The following is a 25,708-nucleotide window of genomic DNA, read 5'->3' on the forward strand; positions in this document are numbered from 1 at the left end:
GAAAACGGCGACCCTGGGGTCGCCGTTTTCATTTTCCATTGAAGGAACGTTCAGTTCTGGGCGGCCAGGTTGACCAGTTTCTTCGCGTGGGCCAGGGATTCCTTGGTCAGGTCGACGCCGCCGAGCATGCGGGCGATCTCCTCGATCCGCTGGGCCTTGTTCAGGGTGGCGACCGCCGTACGGGTTTCGCTGCTGCCGCGTTCCTTGTGCACGAACAGGTGCTGGTGGCCCTGGGCGGCGACCTGCGGCAAGTGGGTCACGGTGAGGACCTGGCCGCGTTCGCCGAGGCGGCGCAGCAACTGTCCGACCACTTCGGCGGTGGGGCCGCCGATGCCGACGTCGACTTCGTCGAAGACCAGGGTGGGGATGCGCGAGGTCTGTGCCGTGATCACCTGGATCGCCAGGCTGATCCGCGACAGTTCGCCGCCCGAGGCGACCTTGGCCAGCCCTTTCAGCGGCTGCCCGGGGTTGGCGCTGACCAGGAACTCCACGCTTTCCAGTCCGTTGGCCTGCGGCTCGGCGCTGTCGCCGGGATGCAGGACGATGGCGAAGCGCCCCCCGGGCATGCCCAGGCGCTGCATTTCCTGCTCCACGCTGGCGGCAAGAGGTGCGGCCGCGGCCTGGCGCAGGCGGCTCAGTTCTTCGGCTTTTTCCTGGTAATGCCGGGCGTAGGCGGCCAGCTCGTCGCCCAGGCGTCCGACCGCTTCGTCGTCGGCGTTCAGCGCCTCGAGCTCGTCGAACAGGCGCTGCTGCAGGTCGGCCAGTTCGGCGGGCTGGACCCGGTGCTTGCGCGCCAGGGAGTAAATGACGTCCAGGCGCTCCTCGACCTGCTGCTGGCGATTGGGATCGGCATCGAAGTGGTCGACGAAGCGGTTCAGTTCGCCGATCGCCTCCTCGACCTGGATCTGCGCGCTGGACAACAGATTGACCGCTTCGCCGAGAGCGGCGGGCTGGCCGCTGAACGAGGTCAGGCGGTTGAGGCTGGCATTGAGCGCGGAAAGGACGTTGCCGGCATCGCTCTCGCTGCACATTTCCACGACTTGGCGGCAGGCGGCGAGCAGGCTTTCGGCGTTGCTCAGGGTCTTCTGCTCCTGCTCCAGGCTTTCCAGTTCGTTTTCGCCGAGGGACAGGTTTTCCAGTTCTTCCAGCTGGTAGCTGAGCAACTGGTGGCGGGCGCGCTGTTCGTCGCCGCTACGCGACAGGCGTTCGAGTTCCTGGCTGGTCTGCTTCCAGCGTTGCGCGGCGAGCTGCACCTGGCGCGCCAGCTCCTGGCAGCCGGCATACTCGTCGAGCAGGCGCCGGTGGGTCTCGCTCTTCAGCAGCGACTGGTGCTCGTGCTGGCTATGGATGTCGATCAGCAGTTCGCCCAGGCTCTTCAGGTCGCCTAGCGGGCAAGGCGTGCCGTTGATGTAGGCACGCGAGCGACCTTCGGCAGTGATCACCCGGCGCAGGATGCACGGACCGTCCTGTTCCAGGTCGCGCTCGGCGAGCCAGTCGCGGGCCTCGGCGATGGCACTGACGTCGAAGCTGGCGAGAATGTCGGCCTTGTCCGCTCCGGGACGTACCGCGCCGCTGTCGGCGCGGTCGCCGAGGGTAAGGCCGAGGGCGTCGAGCATGATCGACTTGCCCGCGCCGGTTTCGCCGGTGATCACGCTCATGCCGGTAGCGAGTTCGAGATCCAGGTGCTCGACGATGGCGTAGTTGTGAACGGACAGGTGAACCAGCATGGCGGGCGGCTCCGTGGGTTTTGTCTGGTTATTTATACAGTATTTTTTCCGGCTGGCAATTGCTGCTCGCCCCTTGAACCGTGGAAAGCCGTCCCCATATAGCCGGCAACGTTGCGAACTTATGCGTTCGCCTTGTATTTGCCAGCTTATTTTTGAAGGAGAGTGGCATGGCTGACGAACAGCAGACCCTGGATCAACAGACCCCCGAGCAGCCCACCGGCGCCGCCGAGGACCTGACCGCCCGCGTGCAGGAACTGGAGGAGCAGCTGGCTGCCGCCCAGGACCAGGCGCTGCGCATGGTCGCGGATCTGCAGAACGTACGCCGGCGTGCGGAGCAGGATGTCGAGAAGGCGCACAAGTTCGCGCTGGAGAAATTCGCCGGCGACCTGCTGGCGGTGGTCGACACCCTCGAGCGCGGCCTGGAGATGTCCGATCCCAACGACGAGGCGATCAAGCCGATGCGCGAAGGGATGGAACTGACCCTGAAGATGTTCGACGACACCCTGCGCCGCTACCAGGTGGAGGCGCTGAACCCGGAAGGCGAGCCTTTCAACCCCGAGCAGCACCAGGCGATGGCCATGCAGGAAAGCGCTTCGGCCGAGCCGGGCAGTGTCCTCAAGGTGTTCCAGAAAGGCTACCTGCTCAACGGCCGCCTGCTGCGTCCGGCGATGGTGGTAGTCAGCAAGGCGCCGGCGGAAACCCCGCCGTCCATCGACGAGCAGGCTTGAAATTCGACGCGACGACCCCATCTGGGTAGTCAACCGAGCACGAGACCCACGGGCGGGTCGCACGGAATCAAAGTTTCTGGAGAGTGAATATGGGCAAAATCATTGGCATCGACCTGGGTACCACCAACTCCTGCGTGGCTATCCTGGAGAACGGTAACGTCAAGGTCATCGAGAACGCCGAGGGCGCGCGTACCACCCCCTCGATCATCGCCTACACCAACGATGGCGAAACCCTGGTGGGCCAGCCGGCCAAGCGCCAGGCGGTCACCAACCCGCAGAACACCCTGTATGCGGTGAAGCGCCTGATCGGCCGTCGCTTCGAAGAGAACGTGGTTCAGAAAGACATCCAGATGGTGCCGTACAGCATCGTCAAGGCCGACAACGGCGACGCCTGGGTGGAAGTGAAGGGCCAGAAGATGGCGCCTCCGCAGATTTCCGCCGAAGTGCTGAAGAAAATGAAGAAGACCGCCGAAGACTACCTCGGCGAGCCGGTCACCGAAGCGGTGATCACCGTTCCGGCCTACTTCAACGACAGCCAGCGCCAGGCCACCAAGGACGCCGGCCGCATCGCCGGCCTCGACGTCAAGCGGATCATCAACGAGCCGACCGCGGCGGCGCTGGCCTACGGCCTGGACAAGGCCAAGGGCGACCACACCGTGATCGTCTATGACCTGGGCGGCGGTACCTTCGACGTGTCGGTGATCGAGATCGCCGAAGTCGACGGCGAGCACCAGTTCGAAGTGCTGGCCACCAACGGCGACACCTTCCTCGGCGGCGAAGACTTCGACATCCGCCTGATCGACTACCTCGTCGACGAGTTCAAGAAGGAAAGCGGCATCAACCTGAAGGGCGACCCGCTGGCCATGCAGCGTCTGAAGGAAGCGGCCGAGAAAGCCAAGATCGAGCTGTCCTCGACCCAGCAGACCGACGTCAACCTGCCGTACGTGACTGCCGACGCGAGCGGTCCGAAGCACCTGAACGTCAAGGTTTCCCGCGCCAAGCTGGAGTCCCTGGTCGAAGACCTGGTGCAGCGCACCATCGAGCCGTGCCGCACCGCGCTGAAGGATGCCGGCCTGGATGTTTCCGATATCCATGAAGTGATCCTGGTCGGCGGCCAGACCCGCATGCCGCTGGTACAGAAGACCGTTGCCGAGTTCTTCGGCAAGGAAGCGCGCAAGGACGTCAACCCGGACGAAGCCGTGGCTGTCGGTGCCGCCATCCAGGGCGCGGTCCTGGCCGGCGACGTGAAGGACGTGCTGCTGCTCGACGTGACCCCGCTGACCCTCGGCATCGAGACCCTGGGCGGCGTGATGACCGGTCTGATCGAGAAGAACACCACCATCCCGACCAAGAAGTCGCAGGTGTTCTCCACCGCCGACGACAACCAGGGCGCGGTGACCATCCACGTGCTGCAGGGCGAGCGCAAGCAGGCCGCGCAGAACAAGTCGCTGGGCAAGTTCGACCTGGCCGACATTCCGCCGGCTCCGCGCGGCGTGCCGCAGATCGAGGTGACCTTCGATATCGATGCCAACGGCATCCTGCACGTCTCGGCGAAGGACAAGGCCACCGGCAAGCAGCAGTCCATCGTGATCAAGGCATCCTCCGGCCTGTCCGAGGATGAGATCCAGCAGATGGTCCGCGATGCCGAGGCGAACGCCGAGGAGGACCGCAAGTTCGAGGAACTGGCTGCCGCTCGCAACCAGGGCGACGCGCTGGTCCACGCGACCCGCAAGATGATCACCGAGGCGGGCGACAAGGCCACCGCCGAGGACAAGGCGACCATCGAGAAGGCGCTGGGCGAGCTGGAAGCGGCGGTGAAGGGCGACGACAAGGCCGAGATCGAGGTCAAGATGAACGCTCTGTCCCAGGCTTCCACCCCGCTGGCGCAGAAGATGTACGCCGAACAGGCCCAGCAGGGCGAAGACGCTCCCCAGGGCGAGCAGGCGAAAGCCGCTGACGACGTGGTGGACGCCGAGTTCGAAGAGGTCAAGGACAACAAGTAAGCCCCGGCTTGCTTCTGCCCCGCGTGCCGGCCAGGCCGGTACGCATGATCCGCCACGCGGGAGCCTGCTCCCGCGTTGGCGTGTCTGGAGGGTCCTTAATTGAGACGGAAAGGTTATGGCGAAACGAGACTTTTACGAGGTTCTGGGGGTTGAGCGTGGCGCCAGCGAGGCGGACCTGAAGAAGGCCTACCGCCGCCTGGCGATGAAATACCACCCGGACCGCAATCCTGGCGACAAGGAAGCCGAGGACAAGTTCAAGGAGGCCAACGAGGCCTACGAGGTCCTCTCCGATGCCAGCAAGCGGGCGGCCTACGACCAGTACGGCCATGCCGGCGTCGATCCGAATATGGGTGGGGGCGCTGGCGCCGGTTTCGGCGGGGCGAGCTTCTCCGACATCTTCGGCGATGTGTTCAGCGATTTCTTCGGTGGCGGCGGTGCCCGCGGTGGCTCGCGCGGCGGCGCGCAGCGCGGCGCGGACCTGCGCTACACCCTGGACCTCGACCTGGAGGAGGCGGTACGTGGCACCACCGTCACCATCCGCGTGCCGACCCTGGTCGGTTGCAAGACCTGCAACGGCAGCGGCGCCAAGCCCGGCACCACACCGGTCACCTGCACCACTTGCGGCGGTATCGGCCAGGTGCGCATGCAGCAGGGCTTCTTCTCGGTCCAGCAGACCTGCCCGCGCTGCCACGGCACCGGCAAGATGATTTCCGATCCCTGTGGCTCCTGCCATGGGCAGGGGCGCGTGGAAGAGCAGAAGACCCTGTCGGTGAAGGTGCCGGCCGGCGTCGACACCGGCGACCGCATCCGCCTCACCGGCGAAGGCGAGGCCGGCAGCATGGGTGGTCCGGCGGGCGACCTGTACGTGGTGGTCAATGTGCGCGAGCACCCGATCTTCCAGCGCGACGGCAAGCATCTGTACTGCGAAGTGCCGATCAGTTTCGCCGACGCTGCGCTGGGTGGCGAGCTGGAAGTGCCGACCCTGGATGGCCGGGTCAAGCTGAAGATTCCGGAAAGCACCCAGACCGGCAAGCTGTTCCGCCTGCGCGGCAAGGGCGTGGCCCCGGTGCGCGGCGGCGGCGCCGGCGACCTGATGTGCAAGGTGGTGGTGGAAACCCCGGTGAACCTGGACAAGCGCCAGCGCGAGCTGCTCGAGGAGTTCCGCAAGTCGTTGCAGAGCGACACCTCGCATTCGCCCAAGGCCAGTGGCTGGTTCGAAGGCATGAAGCGTTTCTTCGACGACCTATAAACAAAGCCATGGGCGCGGCCTGACAGCCGCGTCCGGGTTCCGCGTGGAGTGGTTTTATGCGACGTATAGCCGTAGTGGGCGCCGCCGGGCGCATGGGCAAGAACCTGATCGAGGCCGTTCAGCAGACCGGCGGTGCCGCCGGGCTGACGGCGGCGGTGGATCGTCCGGATAGCACCCTGGTGGGGGCGGACGCCGGCGAGCTGGCCGGTCTCGGCCGGATCGGCGTGCCGCTGTCCGGGGACCTGGGCAAGGTCTGCGAGGAGTTCGACGTCCTGATCGACTTCACCCATCCCTCCGTAACCCTGAAGAACATCGAGCAGTGCCGCAAGGCGCGCCGGGCGATGGTCATCGGCACCACCGGCTTCAGCGCCGACGAGAAGCTGCTGCTGGCCGAGGCGGCGAAGGATATCCCGATCGTCTTCGCTGCCAACTTCAGCGTCGGCGTGAACCTTTGCCTGAAGCTTCTGGATACCGCGGCACGGGTGCTGGGCGACGAAGTGGATATCGAGATCATCGAGGCCCATCACCGGCACAAGGTCGATGCACCGTCCGGCACCGCCTTGCGCATGGGCGAGGTGGTAGCCCAGGCGCTCGGCCGGGACCTTCAGGAAGTGGCGGTCTACGGACGCGAGGGGCAGACCGGCGCGCGGGCGCGGGAAACCATCGGCTTCGCCACCGTGCGCGCCGGTGACGTGGTGGGCGACCACACCGTGCTGTTCGCCGCCGAGGGCGAGCGCGTGGAGATCACCCACAAGGCTTCCAGTCGCATGACCTTCGCCCGTGGCGCGGTGCGTGCGGCGCTGTGGCTGGAGGGCAAGGAGAACGGCCTGTACGACATGCAGGATGTGCTCGGCCTACGCTGAGGCGCTGCCGCACGTCGTCTTATTGGTGGACCGGAATGTCGCGATTCTGTAAACTACAGCTTTAGTGTGTCCACTAAAAGCAGCGCAGCATGAATCGAAAAAAAGCGGGATGACTCTTCACGGTGTCATCCCGCTTTTTTACACCTGCGCGACCAGTCAGGCTTGATTTACGGGAGGTCTTCTTGACTAAGCCAGCCATACTTGCACTTGCCGACGGCAGCATTTTTCGCGGTGAAGCCATCGGTGCCGACGGTCAGACCGTTGGCGAGGTGGTGTTCAACACCGCCATGACCGGCTACCAGGAAATCCTCACCGATCCTTCCTACGCCCAGCAGATCGTCACCCTGACCTACCCGCACATCGGCAATACCGGTACCACCCCGGAAGACGCCGAGGCCAACCGTGTCTGGGCCGCCGGCCTGATCATCCGCGACCTGCCGCTGATCGCCAGCAACTGGCGCAGCAAGCAGTCGCTGCCTGACTACCTGAAAGCCAACGGCACCGTCGCCATCGCCGGCATCGATACCCGTCGCCTGACCCGCATCCTCCGCGAGAAGGGTTCGCAGAACGGCTGCATCCTGGCTGGTGCCGACGCTACCGAGGAACGCGCGCTGGAGCTGGCTCGCGCCTTCCCCGGCCTGAAGGGCATGGACCTGGCCAAGGAGGTCACCACCGCCGAGCGCTACGAGTGGCGCTCCAGCGTCTGGAACCTGGAAAGCGACAGTCACCCGGAGATCCCGGCCGGTGAACTGCCGTATCACGTGGTGGCCTACGACTACGGCGTCAAGCTGAACATCCTGCGCATGCTGGTGGCGCGCGGCTGCCGCCTGACCGTGGTGCCGGCGCAGACACCGGCCAGCGAAGTGCTGGCGCTGAACCCTGACGGCATCTTCCTTTCCAACGGCCCCGGCGACCCCGAACCGTGCGACTACGCGATCCAGGCGATCCGCGAATTCCTCGATACCGAGATCCCGGTGTTCGGCATCTGCCTCGGCCATCAGTTGCTGGCCCTGGCCTCTGGCGCCAAGACCCTGAAGATGGGCCACGGCCACCACGGCGCCAACCACCCGGTGCAGGACCTGGACAGCGGCGTGGTGATGATCACCAGCCAGAACCACGGTTTCGCGGTCGACGAGAGCACCCTGCCGGACAACCTGCGAGCCACTCACAAGTCGCTGTTCGACGGTACCCTGCAGGGTATCGAGCGCACCGACAAGGTCGCTTTCAGCTTCCAGGGCCACCCCGAGGCGAGCCCCGGTCCGCATGACGTCGCCCCGCTGTTCGACCGCTTCATCTCGGCGATGGCCGAGCGTCGCTGAGGAGCAGAGCCATGCCGACCCTGGGGATAACCGATTTCTGGACCTACGTGCTGGGTGTGGTTTTCGTGATCCTGTTGCCCGGACCGAACTCGTTGTTCGTCCTCGCGACTTCGGCCCAGCGTGGCGTGGCGACCGGCTACCGGGCCGCCTGCGGCGTGTTCCTCGGAGACGCGGTGCTGATGCTGCTGTCGGCCCTCGGTGTGGCCTCCCTGCTGAAGGCCGAGCCGATGCTGTTCATCGGCCTGAAGTACCTCGGTGCGGCCTACCTGTTCTATCTCGGCGTCGGCATGCTGCGGGGCGCCTGGCGCAAGCTGCGCAATCCCGAGGCGACGGCGGCGCAGGCCGAAAAGGTGGATGTCCACCAGCCGTTCCGCAAGGCGCTGCTGCTCAGCCTGTCGAATCCCAAGGCGATCCTGTTCTTCATCTCCTTCTTCATCCAGTTCGTCGATCCCGGCTATGCCTATCCGGGGCTGTCGTTCCTGGTGCTGGCGGTGATCCTGGAACTGGTCAGCGCCCTTTACCTGAGCTTCCTGATTTTCACCGGTGTGCGGCTGGCGGCCTGGTTCCGCCGGCGGCAACGGTTGGCTGCCGGCGCCACTTCGGGCGTCGGCGCCCTGTTCGTCGGCTTTGGTGTGAAGCTGGCCACCGCAACCCTGTCCTGATTATTGCAACGAGAGTCCCATGCCAAAACGTACAGACATAAAGAGCATCCTGATCCTCGGTGCCGGCCCCATCGTGATTGGCCAGGCCTGCGAATTCGACTACTCCGGCGCCCAGGCCTGCAAGGCCCTGCGCGAGGAGGGCTACCGCGTCATCCTGGTGAACTCCAACCCCGCGACCATCATGACCGATCCGGCGATGGCCGACGCGACCTACATCGAGCCGATCAAGTGGGCCACCGTGGCCAAGATCATCGAGAAGGAACGCCCCGACGCGCTGCTGCCGACCATGGGCGGCCAGACCGCGCTGAACTGCGCCCTGGACCTGGAGCGCCACGGCGTGCTGGAGAAGTTCGGCGTGGAGATGATCGGCGCCAATGCCGATACCATCGACAAGGCCGAGGACCGCTCGCGCTTCGACAAGGCGATGAAGGATATCGGCCTGGCCTGTCCGCGCTCGGGCATCGCCCACAGCATGGAGGAGGCCTACGGCGTGCTCGAGCAGGTCGGCTTCCCCTGCATCATCCGTCCGTCCTTCACCATGGGCGGCACCGGCGGCGGTATCGCCTACAACCGTGAAGAGTTCGAAGAGATCTGCGCCCGTGGCCTCGACCTGTCGCCGACCAACGAGCTGTTGATCGACGAGTCGCTGATCGGCTGGAAGGAATACGAGATGGAGGTGGTCCGCGACAAGAAGGACAACTGCATCATCGTCTGCTCCATCGAGAACTTCGACCCGATGGGCGTGCACACCGGTGACTCGATCACCGTGGCGCCGGCGCAGACCCTGACCGACAAGGAATACCAGATCATGCGCAACGCCTCGCTGGCGGTATTGCGCGAGATCGGCGTGGAAACCGGCGGTTCCAACGTGCAGTTCGGCATCTGCCCGAACACCGGGCGCATGGTGGTGATCGAGATGAACCCGCGGGTTTCCCGCTCCTCGGCCCTGGCCTCCAAGGCCACCGGTTTCCCGATCGCCAAGATCGCCGCCAAGCTGGCGGTCGGCTACACCCTCGACGAACTGCAGAACGACATCACCGGCGGCCGCACCCCGGCGTCGTTCGAGCCGGCCATCGACTACGTGGTGACCAAGATCCCGCGCTTCGCCTTCGAGAAGTTCCCGAAAGCTGATGCCCGCCTGACCACCCAGATGAAGTCGGTCGGCGAAGTCATGGCCATCGGCCGGACCTTCCAGGAGTCGGTGCAGAAAGCCTTGCGCGGCCTGGAAGTCGGCGCCACCGGCTTCGATCCGAAGCTCGACCTGAACGACCCGGAGGCCGACAGCATCCTCAAGCGCGAGCTGACCGTGCCCAGCGCCGAGCGTGTCTGGTACGTCGCCGACGCCTTCCGCGCCGGCAAGAGCGTCGAGGAAGTGTTCGAGCTGACCCGCATCGACGAATGGTTCCTGGTGCAGATCGAGGACCTGGTCAAGGACGAGGAGAAGGTCAAGACCCTCGGCCTGTCCTCCATCGATCGCGAGCTGATGTACAAGCTCAAGCGCAAGGGCTTCTCCGACGCGCGCCTGGCCAAGCTGCTAGGCGTCACCGAGAAGAACCTGCGCAGCCATCGCCACAAGCTGAAGGTGCTGCCGGTCTACAAGCGTGTCGATACCTGCGCCGCCGAGTTCGCCAGCGACACCGCCTACATGTATTCGACCTACGAGGAAGAGTGCGAGGCCAACCCGTCGAGCCGCGAGAAGATCATGATCCTCGGCGGCGGTCCGAACCGCATCGGCCAGGGCATCGAGTTCGACTACTGCTGCGTGCACGCGGCGCTGGCGATGCGCGAAGACGGCTACGAGACCATCATGGTCAACTGCAACCCGGAAACCGTCTCCACCGACTATGACACCTCCGACCGCCTGTACTTCGAGCCGGTGACCCTCGAGGACGTCCTTGAGATCGTCCGCGTCGAGCAGCCCAAGGGCGTGATCGTCCAGTACGGCGGCCAGACCCCGCTGAAGCTCTGCCGCGCCCTCGAAGAGGCCGGCGTGCCGATCATCGGCACCAGTCCGGACGCCATCGACCGTGCCGAAGACCGCGAGCGCTTCCAGCAGATGGTCCAGCGCCTGAACCTGCGCCAGCCGGCCAACGCCACCGCGCGCAGCGAAGACGAGGCCCTGGCCGCGTCCAAGGCCATCGGTTATCCGCTGGTGGTACGCCCGTCCTACGTGCTGGGCGGGCGGGCGATGGAAATCGTCTACCAGGAAGAAGAACTCAAGCGCTACATGCGTGAGGCGGTTCAGGTTTCCAACGACAGCCCGGTGCTGCTCGACCACTTCCTCAACTGCGCCATCGAAGTCGACATCGACGCGGTATGCGACGGCGAGATCGTGGTGATCGGCGCGATCATGCAGCATATCGAGCAGGCTGGCGTTCACTCCGGCGACTCCGCCTGTTCGCTGCCGCCGTACTCGCTGCCGCAGCACATCCAGGACGAGATCCGCGAGCAGGTCAAGAAAATGGCCCTGGAGCTTGGCGTGGTCGGCCTGATGAACGTGCAGATGGCGGTGCAGGGCGAGGATATCTTCGTCATCGAGGTCAATCCGCGCGCCTCGCGTACCGTGCCGTTCGTCTCCAAGTGCGTCGGCGAGTCGCTGGCCAAGGTCGCCGCCCGCGTCATGGCCGGCAAGACCCTGGCCGAGGTCGGCTTCACCCAGGAAATCATCCCGCCGTTCTTCAGCGTCAAGGAAGCGGTGTTCCCGTTCGCCAAGTTCCCCGGCGTCGATCCGATCCTCGGCCCGGAAATGAAGTCCACTGGTGAAGTGATGGGCGTCGGTGATAGCTTTGCCGAAGCCTTTGCCAAGGCTCAGTTGGGGGCCAGCGAGATTCTCCCGACCGCCGGTTGCGCCTTCATCAGCGTCCGCGAAGACGACAAGCCGTTCGCCGCCCAGGTGGCTGGCGACCTGGTCGCGCTGGGCTTCGAAGTGGTAGCCACCGCCGGTACCGCGCGTGTCATCGAGGCCGCGGGCCTGCCGGTGCGTCGCGTGAACAAGGTGACCGAAGGTCGCCCGCACGTGGTGGACATGATCAAGAACGACGAGGTCACCCTGATCATCAACACCACCGAGGGCCGGCAGTCCATCGCTGACTCCTACTCCATTCGTCGAAACGCCCTGCAGCACAAGATCTGCTGCACCACCACCATTGCGGGTGGGCAGGCGATCTGTGAGGCGCTCAAGTTCGGTCCCGAGAAGACCGTTCGGCGTCTGCAGGATCTCCACGCAGGAATCAAGGCATGAGCAAGTTCCCCATGACCGTCCAGGGCGCCCGCGCCCTGGAAGAAGAAGTGAAACACCTGAAGGGCGTGCTGCGCCCGCAGATCAGCCAGGCCATCGCCGAAGCGCGTGAACTGGGCGACCTCAAGGAAAACGCCGAGTACCATGCGGCGCGCGAACAGCAGGGCATGGTCGAGGCGCGTATCCGCGACATCGAGGCCAAGCTGTCCAACGCCCAGGTCATCGATGTCACCGCCATCCCGCACAGCGGCAAGGTGATCTTCGGCACCACCGTCGACATCGCCAATGTCGAGACCGACGAGACCGTGACCTACCAGATCGTCGGCGACGACGAGGCGGATATCAAGGGTGGCAAGATCTCGGTGAATTCGCCGATCGCCCGTGCGCTGATCGGCAAGACCGAAGGCGATGCCGTGCTGGTGAGAACCCCGGGCGGCGACGTCGAGTACGAGATCGTCGAGGTTCGCCATATCTAAGCGCGCCCCGTTGCGCGCAGGCGCGATCAGTTGGCTGCTGGCCCAGACGTTCTGGGTCGGCGGCCTCTGGTTGCTGCAGTTCGTGGTCCTGCCTGCGTTGGCCAAGACCGGACTGGCGCCGCTGCTGGTGGAAACCGTAGCCGCGGCGTTGACGCCGCTGCTGATCGGCTTCGCCGGATTCTGTGCGGCGCTGCAGGCGCTGGTGTTGGTGTCGAGCCACGGGCCGAGGAGCCTCTGGCGAGACCTTCGCGGTCAGTTGTTGCTCGCCGTCGCGCTGCTCTGCCTGGTGTATTTCCTGGTGCGTGGGCTGGCGCCCGAGGCGGTGCGCTGGCTGCTGTTCAACTACCTGGCGGTGGCGATGTGTGGCCTGCTGCTGGTGTTGCAGCCGGTACCGGGGCGGGACGAGGAAGGCGTCTGAACCAGGTCGGGAAGTTTCCCGACCTTGGTTGGATGGGGCATCAGATGCCGGCGAAACGGCTGATGTTCGAGAGATTCTTGTTCGGCTTCGGGTTCTTCCGATAGACCAGCGCCATCTTGCCGATGCTTTGCACCAGGTCGCTGCGCGACTGCGCGCAGAGTTCGTCGAGCAGGGCGCGGCGATCGTCGCGCTCGGCCAGCGCCAGTTTCACCTTGATCAGTTCGTGATCGTTGAGTGCGCGCTCGAGTTCGGCGAGAACGCCTTCGGTCAAGCCGTTCTCGGCTACGATCAATACCGGTTTCAGGTGGTGACCGATAGATTTGAACTGTTTCTTCTGCTCTTGAGTGAGCGCCATAATCAGACCCCTGGGAAAAAGTCGTCTATTTTACCCCAGTTTTAGTCCAAGTGATGCTGCCCCCGCCGACCGGGGGTGCCCGAAGAGGTATTCCGTGGCCCGCTCCAAAACCAGCCAGCGTTGGCTGAAAGAACATTTCGACGATCCCTACGTGAAGATGGCCCAGCGCGATGGCTATCGCTCGCGCGCCAGCTACAAGCTGCTGGAGATCCAGGAGAAGGACCGCATCCTGCGTCCGGGCATGACCGTGGTCGACCTGGGCGCCGCGCCGGGCGGGTGGTCGCAGGTCACCAGCCGGGTGATCGGCGACCGCGGCCGGCTGATCGCTTCGGACATCCTCGAGATGGACAGCATCCCCGACGTCACCTTTATCCAGGGCGACTTCACCGAGGACGCGGTGTTCGCGCGGATCCTCGAGGCGATCGGCGACCATCCGGTAGACCTTGTGATTTCCGATATGGCCCCCAATATGAGTGGAGTGCGGGCCTCCGACCAGCCGCGCGCCATGTATCTCTGCGAACTGGCGCTGGACCTGGCCGGCCGTGTGCTGCGGCCGGGCGGCGATTTCCTGATCAAGATCTTCCAGGGCGAAGGTTTCGACCAGTACCACAAGCAGGCCCGGGAAATGTTCGACAAGGTACAGATGCGCAAGCCCCTGTCGTCGCGTGATCGTTCGCGGGAACAGTATCTGCTCGCACGCGGCTTTCGCGGGGAATAGACTGGAATGATTGACCCTATAGCCTGTCTATTGGTCGATGACCTGTTGTGCCGGGACGGGCGAGGGTTCATAAAGGGTTACAGACAACGCCTGCGTGCGCGGGCGCTTGTGTAGTACTTTTGGCCGGAAGGAGTCTGGCCGTCGTGTGAAGCGGTTTCCAGGACGGAGCCGGCTTCAGAGGGTAGTCAATTGAACGACATGGCAAAGAATCTGATTCTGTGGCTGATCATCGCGGCGGTACTGGTGACCGTGATGAACAATTTCTCGAGCCCGAGCGAGCCACAGACGCTGAACTACTCGGACTTCATCCAGCAGGTCAAGGATGGCAAGGTCGAGCGAGTGACCGTGGATGGCTATGTCATCACCGGCAAGCGTAGCGACGGCGATACCTTCAAGACCATCCGCCCGGCGATCCAGGACAACGGCCTGATCGGCGACCTGGTCAACAACAACGTCGTGGTCGAGGGCAAGCAGCCCGAACAGCAGAGCATCTGGACCCAGTTGCTGGTCGCCAGCTTCCCGATCCTGGTGATCATCGCCGTCTTCATGTTCTTCATGCGCCAGATGCAGGGTGGCGGCGGCGGTCGCGGCGGCCCGATGAGCTTCGGCAAGAGCAAGGCGCGCCTGCTGTCCGAGGACCAGGTCAAGACCACCTTCGCTGACGTCGCCGGCTGCGACGAGGCCAAGGAGGAGGTCAGCGAGCTGGTCGAGTTCCTTCGCGATCCGGGCAAGTTCCAGCGCCTGGGCGGCCGTATCCCGCGCGGCGTGCTGATGGTCGGCCCGCCCGGCACCGGCAAGACCCTGCTGGCCAAGGCCATCGCCGGCGAAGCCAAGGTGCCGTTCTTCACCATTTCCGGTTCCGACTTCGTCGAGATGTTCGTCGGCGTGGGCGCTTCCCGTGTCCGCGACATGTTCGACCAGGCCAAGAAGCATGCGCCGTGCATCATCTTCATCGACGAGATCGACGCCGTCGGCCGCCATCGCGGCGCCGGCCTGGGCGGTGGTCACGACGAGCGCGAGCAGACCCTCAACCAGTTGCTGGTGGAGATGGATGGCTTCGAGATGAACGATGGCATCATCGTCATCGCTGCCACCAACCGTCCGGACGTTCTGGACCCGGCGCTGCTGCGTCCGGGCCGCTTCGACCGCCAGGTGGTGGTCGGCTTGCCGGATATCCGCGGGCGCGAACAGATCCTCAAGGTGCACATGCGCAAGGTGCCGCTGGGCGACCATGTCGATCCTGCCGTCATCGCCCGCGGTACGCCCGGTTTCTCCGGCGCCGACCTGGCCAACCTGGTCAACGAGGCTTCGCTGTTCGCCGCGCGCTCCAACAAGCGCATCGTCGACATGCGCGAGTTCGAGCTGGCCAAGGACAAGATCATGATGGGCGCCGAGCGCAAGACCATGGTCATGTCCGAGAAGGAGAAGCGCAACACCGCCTACCACGAAGCCGGCCACGCCATCGTCGGTCGCCTGGTGCCGGAGCATGACCCGGTCTACAAGGTGTCCATCATTCCGCGCGGACGCGCCCTGGGCGTGACCATGTTCCTCCCCGAGGAAGATCGCTACAGCCTGTCCAAGCGCGCGCTGGAAAGCCAGATCTGCTCGCTGTTCGGCGGCCGTATCGCGGAAGAGATGACCCTCGGCTTCGAAGGCGTCACCACTGGCGCTTCCAACGACATCATGCGTGCTACCCAGTTGGCGCGGAACATGGTGACCAAGTGGGGTCTGTCCGAGAAGCTCGGCCCGCTGATGTACGCGGAGGAGGAGGGCGAGGTGTTCCTCGGCCGTAGCGCCGGCAGCCAGCACGCCAATGTGTCGGGCGAGACCGCCAAGATGATCGACCAGGAAGTCCGGCGCATCATCGACGACTGCTACGGTACCGCCAAGCGACTGCTCGACGAGAACCGCGACAAGCTGGAGATGATGGCCGACGCACTGATGAAGTACGAAACCATCGACTCCGACCAGATCGACGACATCATGGCCGGTCGCGTGCCGCGCGAGCCGCGTGACTGGCAGGGTGGTTCGGGTACCGGCACCCCGCCGGCCAACCTGGAAGAGTCGGGCCGCCGCGAGAACACCCCTCCTATCGGTGGGCCGGCCGGCGAGCACTGAGAGCCCTGAATGAGCAATCCGCAATACCCGACCCGACTGCCTTGCGGCAGTCGGGTTCTTGATTTGGCCCGCCCACATGTCATGGGCATCCTCAATGTCACCCCCGATTCCTTTTCCGATGGCGGCCGTTACGACCGGCTGGACGATGCCCTGCGGCATGCCGAGCGCATGGTGCGGGAAGGCGCAACGCTCATCGACGTCGGCGGCGAGTCGACCCGTCCCGGTGCGCGCAGCGTTTCTCCGACGGAGGAGCTGGAGCGGGTCGCTCCGGTAGTCGAACGCATCGCTCGCGAGCTGGACGTCGTGATTTCGGTGGATACCTCCACGCCCGCGGTCATGCGCGAAACTGCGCGTCTCGGAGCGGGTCTGATCAACGACGTCCGTTCGCTGCAGCGCGACGGTGCGCTGGATGCTGCGGTGGATAGCGGCCTGGCGGTCTGCCTCATGCACATGCGTGGAGAACCGCAGACCATGCAGGATGCGCCTGCCTACCAGGATGTGGTGGCGGAAGTCGGCGCGTTCCTGCAGGAGCGTGTGAATGCCTGCGTGGCGGCCGGAATCGACCGCGAGCGGCTGTTGCTGGATCCGGGTTTCGGTTTTGCCAAGACACTGGAGCACAACCTGGTGCTGTTCAGGCATCTGCAGGCACTCCATGGCCTGGGCTTGCCGTTGTTGGTCGGCGTTTCGCGCAAGAGCATGATCGGCAAGGTACTGGGGCGGGAGGTGGACGAACGCCTCTACGGCAGCCTAGCTCTGGCGGCCCTGGCGCTGGCCAAGGGCGCACGGATAATTCGAGTGCATGACGTGGCGGCGACCGTCGACGTGATGCGAATGATCTCCGCCGTTGAAATGGCGGATTGAGCACGGAAGACAAAAGATGAGCAGAAAATACTTCGGGACTGACGGTATCCGTGGTCGTGTTGGCGAGTTTCCGATTACTCCGGACTTCGTTCTCAAGCTGGGCTGGGCGGTGGGCATGGCCTTCCGCCGGCAGGGCAACTGCCGGGTCCTGATCGGCAAGGACACGCGCAGCTCGGGTTACATGTTCGAGTCGGCCTTCGAGGCGGGGCTCTCCGCTTCCGGCGCCGATACCCTGTTGCTGGGACCGATGCCTACCCCCGGCATCGCCTACCTGACGCGGACTTTCCACGCCGAGGCCGGGGTGGTGATCAGCGCTTCGCACAATCCCCACGACGACAACGGCATCAAGTTCTTCTCCGGGCAGGGGACCAAGCTGCCGGATGACGTCGAGCTGATGATCGAGGAACTGCTCGATGCGCCGATGACCGTGGTGGAGTCCGCCCGTCTCGGCAAGGTTTCGCGGATCAATGACGCGGCGGGGCGCTACATCGAATTCTGTAAGAGCAGCGTGCCGACCAGCACCGACTTCAACGGTCTCAAGGTCGTGCTCGACTGCGCCAACGGCGCTACCTACAAGATCGCTCCCAGCGTCTTCCGGGAACTGGGCGCGGAAGTGACGGTGCTGGCGGCCAGCCCGAATGGCCTGAACATCAACGACAAGTGCGGTTCCACTCACCTGGATGGCCTGCAGGCTGCGGTGGTCGAGCACCATGCCGACCTCGGCATCGCCTTCGACGGCGACGGCGACCGGGTGATGATGGTCGACCATACCGGTGCGGTCGTGGATGGCGACGAACTGCTTTTCCTCATCGCGCGCGACCTGCAGGAAAGCGGGCGCCTGCAAGGCGGTGTGGTCGGCACCCTGATGAGCAACCTCGGCCTGGAGCTGGCTTTGCAGGAGCTGCATATCCCGTTCGTGCGGGCGAAGGTCGGCGATCGCTATGTGATGGCCGAACTGCTGGCTCGGAACTGGATGCTGGGAGGGGAGAATTCGGGACATATCGTCTGCTGCCAGAACACCACGACGGGCGATGCCATCATCGCGGCGCTACAGGTGCTGATGGCGCTCAAGCATCGCGGCCAGACCCTGGCCGAGGCGCGCCAGGGGATTCGCAAGTGCCCCCAGGTGCTGATCAATGTGCGCTTCAAGGGCGAAAGCGATCCGCTCGAGCACCCGTCGGTGAAGGAGGCCAGCGTCCGCGTCACCGAGCAAATGGGCGGGCGCGGCCGTGTCCTGCTGCGCAAATCCGGCACAGAGCCGTTGGTCCGGGTGATGGTCGAGGGCGACGAGGAAGCTAGCGTTCGTGCCCACGCCGAACAGCTGGCAAAAATTGTTTCTGAGGTATGTGCTTGATTTTGCTTGCCAGTCTGGAAACTGTTGAGTAACATCTGCGCCCACTTTGCCCCGCGAGGTACAGCATGCGTCGACCCTTGGTGGCCGGTAACTGGAAAATGCACGGTACGCATTCCAGTGTGGCCGAGTTGATCAAAGGCTTGCGTCAGCTGGCGTTGCCGAGCGGAGTCGATGTAGCTGTGATGCCGCCTTGCTTGTTCATCAGCCAGGTCATCCAGGGCCTGGCCGGCAAGGCGATCGATGTAGGTGCGCAGAACAGCGCCGTCGAGCCGATGCAAGGCGCGCTGACCGGTGAGACTGCTCCCAGTCAGTTGGCGGATGTCGGTTGTAGCATGGTCCTTGTGGGCCACTCAGAGCGTCGCCTGATTCTCGGCGAGAGTGACGAGGTTGTGAGTCGCAAGTTTGCCGCGGCTCAGTCGTGCGGCCTGGTGCCGGTGCTGTGTGTCGGGGAAACCCGGGCGGAGCGCGAGGCGGGCAAGACGCTGGAGGTTGTCGCAAGGCAGCTGGGAAGCGTGATCGACGAGTTGGGTGTTGGAGCTTTTGCTCGCGCAGTCGTGGCTTACGAGCCGGTCTGGGCGATCGGGACCGGGTTGACCGCGTCCCCCGCGCAAGCCCAGGAAGTGCACGCGGCGATCCGCGCGCAACTGGCAGCGGAAAATGCCGAGGTCGCAAAAGGTGTGCGACTCCTTTACGGCGGCAGTGTAAAGGCGGCAAGTGCAGCCGAGTTGTTCGGCATGCCGGATATCGATGGGGGGCTGGTAGGTGGAGCCTCCCTCAATGCGGATGAGTTCGGCGCGATCTGTCGTGCCGCGGGAAGCTGAAGATGCTGGAAAAGGTCGTAATTGTCGTGCATCTGCTGATGGCATTGGGTCTTGTTGGCCTGATCCTCGTTCAGCATGGCAAGGGTGCGGATGCAGGGGCTTCTTTCGGTGCAGGTGCTTCGGCAACTGTTTTCGGAAGCCAAGGTTCCGCTACCTTTTTGAGTCGGATTACTGGTATACTGGCAGCGGTTTTTTTCTTGACCAGCCTTGGCTTAGCGTACTTCGCTAAAGAAAAGTCTGATGCTCTGCAACACATCGGGCTGCCGGATCCGGCAGTTCTGGAGCAGAAGCAAGAGAAAGCACCGGCCGCTGACGATGTGCCGGTTCTTCAGGAGCAGTCCAAGCCTGCGGAAAGTGCAGGCGATGTACCGGCGGCTCCTGAACAGAAGTAAGAGAAAGGTTTCTGCCGAGGTGGTGGAATTGGTAGACACGCTACCTTGAGGTGGTAGTGGCCATAGGCTGTAGGGGTTCGAGTCCCCTCCTCGGTACCATATAAGCAAGCCCCGTCCTGCGGGGTTTGTCTCCGCAAGGTTCGGTTGACCCATCAGGGTGTCGGTCGTATAATCTTGCACCAGCTTTGACGCGGGGTGGAGCAGTCTGGTAGCTCGTCGGGCTCATAACCCGAAGGTCGTTGGTTCAAATCCAGCCCCCGCAACCAGTTTTTCAGGGCCCCTTTTTAGGGGCTTTTTGTTAGCTGGACAGTCCATGCCACGGTTCCGAGTGGCAATTTAGGGATGGGCGTTTCGCCCATTTTTTGTTTCTACGACATACGCGAGGCGATCAGGTGTCGAGCAAGCTAGAACAGTTGCAGGCCTTGCTGGCCCCTGTGGTCGAGGCGCTCGGCTATGAGTGCTGGGGCGTCGAGTTCATTTCCCAGGGTCGTCATTCGGTGTTGCGCGTCTATATCGACCGCCCCGAAGGCATCCTCATCGATGACTGTGAAGCCGTCAGTCGGCAGGTCAGCGGTATTCTCGACGTCGAAGACCCGATCAGCGGCGAGTACACCCTGGAGGTGTCCTCTCCGGGCATGGATCGGCCGCTGTTCACCCTCGAACAGTTCGCCAAGCATGCCGGCGAGCAAGTGAAGATCAGGCTGCGTTCGCCCTATGAGGGGCGGCGTAACTACCAAGGCATTCTCCGTGGTGTGGAGGAGCAGGATGTGGTGGTCCTGGTGGACGATCACGAGTACCTGCTGCCGATCGATTCGATCGACAAGGCCAACATCATTCCCCGTTTTGATTGAGACGCGAATCCGCGGATCCAATGGATTGAAAGGCGAGGCGTACAATGAGCAAAGAAGTACTGCTGGTTGTTGAGTCGGTATCCAACGAAAAGGGCGTACCGGCCGGCGTGATTTTCGAGGCGCTGGAGCTGGCTCTGGCGACCGCCACCAAGAAACGTTTCGAGGACGAGGTCGACCTGCGCGTCGAGATCAATCGTCATAACGGCAGCTACGAGACTTTCCGTCGTTGGCACGTCGTCGCCGACGAGGACTACCAGGACCCCGCCACCGAGATCACCGTCGAGGACGTCCAGGAGCAGAAGCCGGGCGCGAAGGTCGGCGAGGTCATCGAAGAAAAGATCGAATCCATCGAGTTCGGCCGCATCGCTGCGCAGACTGCCAAGCAGGTCATCGTGCAAAAGGTCCGCGAGGCCGAGCGCGCCCAGGTGGTCGATGCCTACCGCGAGAAGGTCGGCGAGATCATTTCCGGTACCGTGAAGAAGGTCACCCGCGACAACGTCATCGTCGATCTCGGCAACAACGCCGAGGCGCTGCTGGCCCGCGACCAGATCATTCCGCGCGAGACCTTCCGCGTTGGCACCCGCGTGCGTGCCCTGCTGAAGGAGATCCGGACCGAGAACCGCGGTCCTCAACTGGTCCTGTCGCGTACCGCGCCGGAAATGCTGATCGAGCTGTTCCGCATCGAAGTGCCGGAAATCGCCGAGCAGTTGATCGACGTGATGGCAGCCGCCCGTGACCCGGGCTCGCGCGCCAAGATCGCCGTTCGTTCCAAGGACAAGCGCATCGACCCGCAGGGCGCCTGCATCGGCATGCGCGGTTCGCGGGTCCAGGCGGTATCCGGCGAGATCGGTGGAGAGCGGGTGGATATCGTCCTGTGGGACGACAACCCGGCGCAATTCGTGATCAACGCCATGGCTCCGGCCGAGGTGGCGGCGATCATCGTCGACGAGGATACCCATACCATGGATATCGCCGTCGCCGAGGACAATCTGGCGCAGGCTATCGGCCGCAGTGGCCAGAACGTCCGTCTGGCCAGCCAGTTGACCGGCTGGACCCTGAATGTGATGACCGAGGCGGATATCCAGGCCAAGCAACAGGCCGAGACCGGGGATATCCTGCAGCGCTTCGTCGACGAGCTGGATGTCGACGAGGAACTGGCCCAGGTACTGGTGGAAGAGGGCTTCACGACTCTTGAGGAAATCGCCTACGTACCGATGGAAGAGATGCTCAGCATCGATGGCTTCGACGAAGACATCGTCAACGAGCTGCGCTCCCGTGCCAAGGATCGCCTGCTGACCAAGGCCATTGCGACCGAAGAGAAGCTCGCCGACGCACAACCGGCAGAAGACCTGCTCAGCCTCGATGGCATGAGCAAGGAGCTGGCCCTGGACCTGGCGCTGCGTGGCGTAACCACCCGTGAAGATCTGGCCGAGCAATCGATCGACGATCTGCTCGACATCGACGGCATGGACGAAGAGCGTGCCGGCAAGTTGATCATGGCCGCCCGGGCCCATTGGTTCGAGTAAGCAGTCGCGGCCTGAGGAGAGAAGTGCATGACGCAAGTCACGGTGAAAGAACTGGCCCAGGTGGTCGACACACCGGTGGAGCGCCTGCTGCTGCAGATGCGTGACGCAGGTCTGCCGCACACCAGTGCCGAACAAGTTGTAACGGATAGCGAGAAGCAAGCCCTGCTGACCCACCTGAAAGGCAGCCATGGCGATCGCGCCAGCGAGCCGCGCAAGATCACCCTGCAACGCAAGACCACTACCACGCTGAAAGTGGGTGGCAGCAAGACGGTGAGCGTCGAAGTTCGCAAGAAGAAAACCTATGTCAAGCGCAGCCCCGACGAGATCGAGGCCGAGCGCCAGCGCGAACTCGAGGAGCAGCGCGCGGCGGAAGAGGCGGAGCGTCTGAAGGCCGAAGAGGCCGCTGCCCGCCAGCGTGCCGAAGAGGAAGCGCGCAAGGCCGAGGAAGCTGCGCGTGCCAAGGCTGCCCAGGAAGCAGCGGCTACTGCCGGTGCCGAGCCTGCCGTGGTGGCGGATGTCGCGGCTGCCGAACCGGTGGCCAAGCCTGCCGCCGTGGAAGAACGCAAGAAGGAAGAGCCGCGCCGCGCGCCCAAGCGTGACGAGGACGATGACCGCCGCGACCGCAAGCACACCCAGCACCGTCCCTCGGTCAAGGAGAAGGAAAAGGTTCCTGCTCCGCGCGTGGCTCCACGCAGCACCGACGAGGAAAGCGATGGTTACCGTCGCGGCGGTCGTGGTGGCAAGTCGAAGCTGAAGAAGCGCAACCAGCACGGGTTCCAGAACCCGACAGGACCGATCGTGCGTGAAGTGAACATCGGTGAGACCATCACCGTAGCCGAGTTGGCCGCCCAGATGTCGGTCAAGGGCGCCGAAGTCGTCAAGTTCATGTTCAAGATGGGCTCCCCGGTGACCATCAACCAGGTCCTGGACCAGGAGACCGCCCAACTGGTCGCCGAAGAGCTGGGCCACAAGGTCAAGCTGGTCAGCGAGAACGCGCTGGAAGAACAACTGGCCGAGTCCCTGAAGTTCGAAGGCGAGGCGGTCACCCGCGCGCCGGTCGTCACCGTCATGGGCCACGTCGACCACGGCAAGACCTCGCTGCTCGACTACATCCGTCGCGCCAAGGTCGCCGCGGGCGAGGCCGGTGGCATCACCCAGCATATCGGTGCCTACCACGTCGAAACCGAGCGTGGCATGGTGACCTTCCTGGATACCCCCGGCCACGCCGCGTTCACCGCGATGCGTGCCCGTGGCGCCCGGGCGACCGATATCGTGATCCTGGTGGTCGCGGCCGACGACGGCGTCATGCCGCAGACCCAGGAAGCCGTGCAGCACGCGAAAGCGGCGGGCGTGCCGATCGTGGTCGCGGTGAACAAGATCGACAAGCCCGAGGCCAACCCGGACAACATCAAGAACGGCCTGGCCGCTCTCGACGTGATCCCGGAAGAGTGGGGCGGCGACGCTCCCTTCGTCCCGGTTTCGGCGAAGCTCGGTACTGGCGTCGATGAACTGCTCGAAGCGGTCCTGCTGCAGGCGGAAGTGCTCGAACTGAAAGCCACTCCGTCGGCCCCGGGCCGTGGCGTGGTGGTCGAGTCGCGCCTGGACAAGGGACGCGGCCCGGTGGCCACCGTGCTGGTCCAGGACGGTACCCTGCGCCAGGGCGACATGGTGCTGGTCGGCATCAACTACGGTCGTGTCCGCGCCATGCTCGACGAGAACGGCAAGCCGATCAAGGAAGCCGGCCCGTCGATCCCGGTCGAGATCCTCGGCCTGGACGGTACGCCGGATGCCGGTGACGAGATGACCGTGGTCGCCGACGAGAAGAAGGCCCGCGAAGTCGCCCTGTTCCGTCAAGGCAAGTTCCGTGAGGTGAAACTGGCGCGTGCCCATGCCGGCAAGCTGGAAAACATCTTCGAGAACATGGGCCAGGAAGAGAAGAAGACCCTGAACATCGTCCTCAAGGCCGATGTGCGCGGTTCGCTCGAGGCTCTGCAAGGCTCGCTCAGCGGCCTGGGCAACGACGAAGTGCAGGTCCGCGTGGTCGGTGGCGGCGTCGGTGGCATCACCGAGTCCGACGCCAACCTGGCGCTGGCTTCCAACGCGGTGCTGTTCGGCTTCAACGTGCGCGCCGACGCCGGCGCGCGCAAGATCGTCGAAGCCGAAGGTCTGGATATGCGTTACTACAACGTGATCTACGACATCATCGAGGACGTCAAGAAGGCCCTGACCGGCATGCTCGGCAGCGATCTGCGGGAGAACATCCTGGGCATCGCCGAGGTGCGCGACGTGTTCCGCTCGCCGAAGTTCGGCGCGATCGCCGGCTGCATGGTCACCGAGGGCATGGTGCACCGCAACCGTCCGATCCGCGTGCTGCGGGACGATGTGGTCATCTTCGAAGGCGAGCTGGAGTCTCTCCGTCGCTTCAAGGACGACGTCGCCGAAGTGCGTGCCGGCATGGAGTGCGGCATCGGCGTGAAGAGCTACAACGACGTCAAGGTCGGCGACAAGATCGAAGTGTTCGAGAAGGTCGAAGTCGCACGCAGCCTTTGATGGCGAGTGCGTAACCACAGCGCCCGGGCCGGCTTCCAGCTGTCCCGGGCGTTTGTCGCTTTTTTTTCCAGTGGCCGGGTGTCGCTGGAGGCAGGTTGAAAAATGGCAAAAGACTACAGCCGTACCCAGCGTATCGGCGATCAGATGCAACGCGAACTGGCTCAACTGATCCAGCGCGAGATCAAGGACCCGCGCCTGGGCCTGGTCACCATCACCGGTGTCGAGGTCAGCCGCGACGTGGCGCACGCCAAGGTGTTCATCACCGTCATGGGCCAGGACGATGCCGGCAAGATCGCCCTGAACATGGAAATCCTCAACGACGCCGCCGGCTACCTGCGCATGTTGCTGGGCAAGTCGATGAAGCTGCGCAGCGTGCCGCAACTGCATTTCCACTACGACGAAAGCATCCGCCGCGGCGCCGAGCTGTCCGCGCTGATCGAACGTGCGGTGGCCGAAGACGGCCGCCGCCACGGCGACGAGACCGAGGACTGAGCGTGGCCCAGGTGAAGCGTATCCGCCGCTCCATCAGCGGCATCCTGGTGCTCGACAAGCCTCGCGGCATGAGTTCCAACCAGGCACTGCAGAAAGTCCGCTGGCTGCTCAATGCCGAGAAGGCCGGCCACACCGGCAGCCTCGACCCGCTGGCCACCGGGGTGCTGCCGCTGTGCTTCGGCGAGGCGACCAAGTTCTCCCAGTATCTTCTCGATGCCGACAAGGGTTACGAGACGGTGATGCGCATGGGCATCACCACCACCACCGGCGACGCCGAGGGCGAACTGCTCGCCGAGCGGGACGTGACCGTCGGTCGGGACGATCTCGAACAGGCCCTGCCGCGCTTCCGTGGCGACATAGAGCAGGTACCGCCGATGTACTCGGCGCTGAAGAAAGACGGACAGCCGCTGTACAAGCTCGCCCGTGCAGGAGAGGTAGTGGAGCGCGAGGCGCGTTCTGTTACTATTACGCGCCTGGATTTGCTCTCCTTCGAGCCGCCCTGTGCGACCCTGGCCGTTTCCTGCAGCAAAGGCACCTACGTGCGTACGCTGGTGGAAGATCTTGGCCAGGTCCTGGGCTGCGGCGCGCACGTCGCGGCACTGCGGCGGACCCAGGCCGGGCCGTTCGCCCTGGCCCAGGCGATCACCCTCGAGACGCTCGAACGCGTGCATGCCGAAGGTGGTCCGGAAGCGCTGGACCAATTCCTGATGCCGGAAGACAGCGGCCTGTTGCATTGGCCGGTGTTGCAGTTGTCCGAGCACAGTGCGTACTACTGGCTGCACGGGCAGCCGGTGCGGGCCCCGGAAGCGCCGAAGTTCGGCTGGTTGCGGGTGCAGGATCACACAGGTCGTTTCATCGGTATCGGTGAAGTGACCGACGACGGGCGTATCGCCCCGCGTCGACTGATTCGGTCATAAGACCGATACGAGGGTGGCTGTCAGCAGGCACGGTCATTCCTCCTTTTAAAACACGGGAAGCGATTCCCGG

General features: G+C 64.1%; 22 protein-coding genes and 2 tRNA genes. 22 read left to right on the forward strand and 2 right to left on the reverse strand.

Annotated features, from left to right (window positions below):
- Positions 1-50 precede the first annotated feature (50 nt).
- On the reverse strand, positions 51-1,727 hold the full coding sequence (gene recN / locus FHW81_RS11140; protein WP_003100507.1) for a DNA repair protein RecN: 1,677 nt from the start codon (positions 1,725-1,727) through the stop codon (positions 51-53).
- Positions 1,728-1,894: 167 nt separating this feature from the next.
- Between recN and grpE the strand changes: the two genes are divergently transcribed.
- The 9 genes from grpE (at position 1,895) to FHW81_RS11185 (ending at position 12,683) form a co-directional block, all read left to right on the forward strand.
- Positions 1,895-2,455: a nucleotide exchange factor GrpE gene (grpE, locus tag FHW81_RS11145; RefSeq protein ID WP_003095213.1), complete on the forward strand. Its 561-nt coding sequence runs from the start codon at positions 1,895-1,897 to the stop codon at positions 2,453-2,455.
- A gap of 89 nt (positions 2,456-2,544) precedes the next feature.
- The gene (dnaK, locus tag FHW81_RS11150; RefSeq protein ID WP_033981093.1) at positions 2,545-4,458 is read left to right on the forward strand and encodes a molecular chaperone DnaK; all 1,914 of its coding nucleotides are present in this window, start codon (positions 2,545-2,547) and stop codon (positions 4,456-4,458) included.
- A 115-nt stretch (positions 4,459-4,573) separates the two neighbouring features.
- Positions 4,574-5,707, forward strand: a complete 1,134-nt coding sequence (gene dnaJ, locus FHW81_RS11155) for a molecular chaperone DnaJ (RefSeq protein ID WP_003095211.1) — start codon at positions 4,574-4,576, stop codon at positions 5,705-5,707.
- A gap of 56 nt (positions 5,708-5,763) precedes the next feature.
- On the forward strand, positions 5,764-6,570 hold the full coding sequence (gene dapB, locus FHW81_RS11160) for a 4-hydroxy-tetrahydrodipicolinate reductase (RefSeq protein ID WP_003095210.1): 807 nt from the start codon (positions 5,764-5,766) through the stop codon (positions 6,568-6,570).
- 182 nt (positions 6,571-6,752) lie between these two features.
- Positions 6,753-7,889 (forward strand): glutamine-hydrolyzing carbamoyl-phosphate synthase small subunit, encoded by a 1,137-nt coding sequence (carA, locus tag FHW81_RS11165; protein ID WP_003095209.1) that lies wholly within the window; start codon positions 6,753-6,755, stop codon positions 7,887-7,889.
- Between the two features lie 11 nt (positions 7,890-7,900).
- Positions 7,901-8,551 (forward strand): leucine efflux protein LeuE, encoded by a 651-nt coding sequence (gene leuE / locus FHW81_RS11170; RefSeq protein ID WP_003121078.1) that lies wholly within the window; start codon positions 7,901-7,903, stop codon positions 8,549-8,551.
- 19 nt (positions 8,552-8,570) lie between these two features.
- Positions 8,571-11,792: a carbamoyl-phosphate synthase large subunit gene (gene carB, locus FHW81_RS11175; RefSeq protein WP_033981095.1), complete on the forward strand. Its 3,222-nt coding sequence runs from the start codon at positions 8,571-8,573 to the stop codon at positions 11,790-11,792.
- Complete coding sequence (greA, locus tag FHW81_RS11180) at positions 11,789-12,265, forward strand: transcription elongation factor GreA (protein WP_003095206.1); 477 nt, start codon at positions 11,789-11,791, stop codon at positions 12,263-12,265. The genes carB and greA overlap by 4 nt, the downstream gene beginning before the upstream one ends.
- 10 nt (positions 12,266-12,275) lie before the next feature.
- Positions 12,276-12,683, forward strand: coding sequence for a hypothetical protein (locus FHW81_RS11185; RefSeq protein ID WP_003113906.1), 408 nt, complete (start codon positions 12,276-12,278; stop codon positions 12,681-12,683).
- Positions 12,684-12,723: 40 nt separating this feature from the next.
- Here the strand turns inward: FHW81_RS11185 and yhbY are convergent, their stop codons facing one another.
- Positions 12,724-13,038: a ribosome assembly RNA-binding protein YhbY gene (gene yhbY / locus FHW81_RS11190; protein ID WP_003095204.1), complete on the reverse strand. Its 315-nt coding sequence runs from the start codon at positions 13,036-13,038 to the stop codon at positions 12,724-12,726.
- A gap of 94 nt (positions 13,039-13,132) precedes the next feature.
- Between yhbY and rlmE the strand changes: the two genes are divergently transcribed.
- From rlmE to truB, 13 genes are all read left to right on the forward strand, one after another.
- Positions 13,133-13,756 (forward strand): 23S rRNA (uridine(2552)-2'-O)-methyltransferase RlmE, encoded by a 624-nt coding sequence (rlmE, locus tag FHW81_RS11195; RefSeq protein WP_003116077.1) that lies wholly within the window; start codon positions 13,133-13,135, stop codon positions 13,754-13,756.
- A gap of 198 nt (positions 13,757-13,954) precedes the next feature.
- Positions 13,955-15,874, forward strand: a complete 1,920-nt coding sequence (gene ftsH / locus FHW81_RS11200) for an ATP-dependent zinc metalloprotease FtsH (protein ID WP_003095200.1) — start codon at positions 13,955-13,957, stop codon at positions 15,872-15,874.
- A gap of 9 nt (positions 15,875-15,883) precedes the next feature.
- The gene (gene folP, locus FHW81_RS11205; protein WP_003121077.1) at positions 15,884-16,735 is read left to right on the forward strand and encodes a dihydropteroate synthase; all 852 of its coding nucleotides are present in this window, start codon (positions 15,884-15,886) and stop codon (positions 16,733-16,735) included.
- 16 nt (positions 16,736-16,751) lie between these two features.
- Positions 16,752-18,089, forward strand: a complete 1,338-nt coding sequence (glmM, locus tag FHW81_RS11210; RefSeq protein WP_003116076.1) for a phosphoglucosamine mutase — start codon at positions 16,752-16,754, stop codon at positions 18,087-18,089.
- A gap of 65 nt (positions 18,090-18,154) precedes the next feature.
- Positions 18,155-18,910: a triose-phosphate isomerase gene (gene tpiA / locus FHW81_RS11215; protein ID WP_003100513.1), complete on the forward strand. Its 756-nt coding sequence runs from the start codon at positions 18,155-18,157 to the stop codon at positions 18,908-18,910.
- Positions 18,911-18,912: 2 nt separating this feature from the next.
- A complete protein-coding gene (gene secG, locus FHW81_RS11220) occupies positions 18,913-19,302 on the forward strand; it encodes a preprotein translocase subunit SecG (RefSeq protein ID WP_003095194.1) in 390 nt (129 codons plus the stop codon).
- Between the two features lie 13 nt (positions 19,303-19,315).
- A tRNA-Leu gene (locus FHW81_RS11225) sits at positions 19,316-19,401 on the forward strand.
- A gap of 90 nt (positions 19,402-19,491) precedes the next feature.
- A tRNA-Met gene (locus FHW81_RS11230) sits at positions 19,492-19,568 on the forward strand.
- A gap of 126 nt (positions 19,569-19,694) precedes the next feature.
- Positions 19,695-20,153 (forward strand): ribosome maturation factor RimP, encoded by a 459-nt coding sequence (rimP, locus tag FHW81_RS11235; protein ID WP_003095193.1) that lies wholly within the window; start codon positions 19,695-19,697, stop codon positions 20,151-20,153.
- 44 nt (positions 20,154-20,197) lie between these two features.
- A complete protein-coding gene (gene nusA / locus FHW81_RS11240; protein WP_003095192.1) occupies positions 20,198-21,679 on the forward strand; it encodes a transcription termination factor NusA in 1,482 nt (493 codons plus the stop codon).
- 27 nt (positions 21,680-21,706) lie between these two features.
- Complete coding sequence (infB, locus tag FHW81_RS11245; RefSeq protein ID WP_080911843.1) at positions 21,707-24,229, forward strand: translation initiation factor IF-2; 2,523 nt, start codon at positions 21,707-21,709, stop codon at positions 24,227-24,229.
- Positions 24,230-24,331: 102 nt separating this feature from the next.
- Positions 24,332-24,721 carry a 30S ribosome-binding factor RbfA gene (gene rbfA / locus FHW81_RS11250; protein WP_003095188.1) on the forward strand — a complete coding sequence of 130 codons (390 nt, stop codon included), beginning with the start codon at positions 24,332-24,334 and terminating at the stop codon, positions 24,719-24,721.
- A gap of 2 nt (positions 24,722-24,723) precedes the next feature.
- Positions 24,724-25,638, forward strand: coding sequence for a tRNA pseudouridine(55) synthase TruB (gene truB, locus FHW81_RS11255; protein ID WP_003100522.1), 915 nt, complete (start codon positions 24,724-24,726; stop codon positions 25,636-25,638).
- Positions 25,639-25,708: the final 70 nt, after the last annotated feature.

Origin of the sequence: Pseudomonas sp. RC10-4-2, from assembly GCF_050433085.1 — a bacterium.
Classification (GTDB): domain Bacteria; phylum Pseudomonadota; class Gammaproteobacteria; order Pseudomonadales; family Pseudomonadaceae; genus Pseudomonas; species Pseudomonas aeruginosa.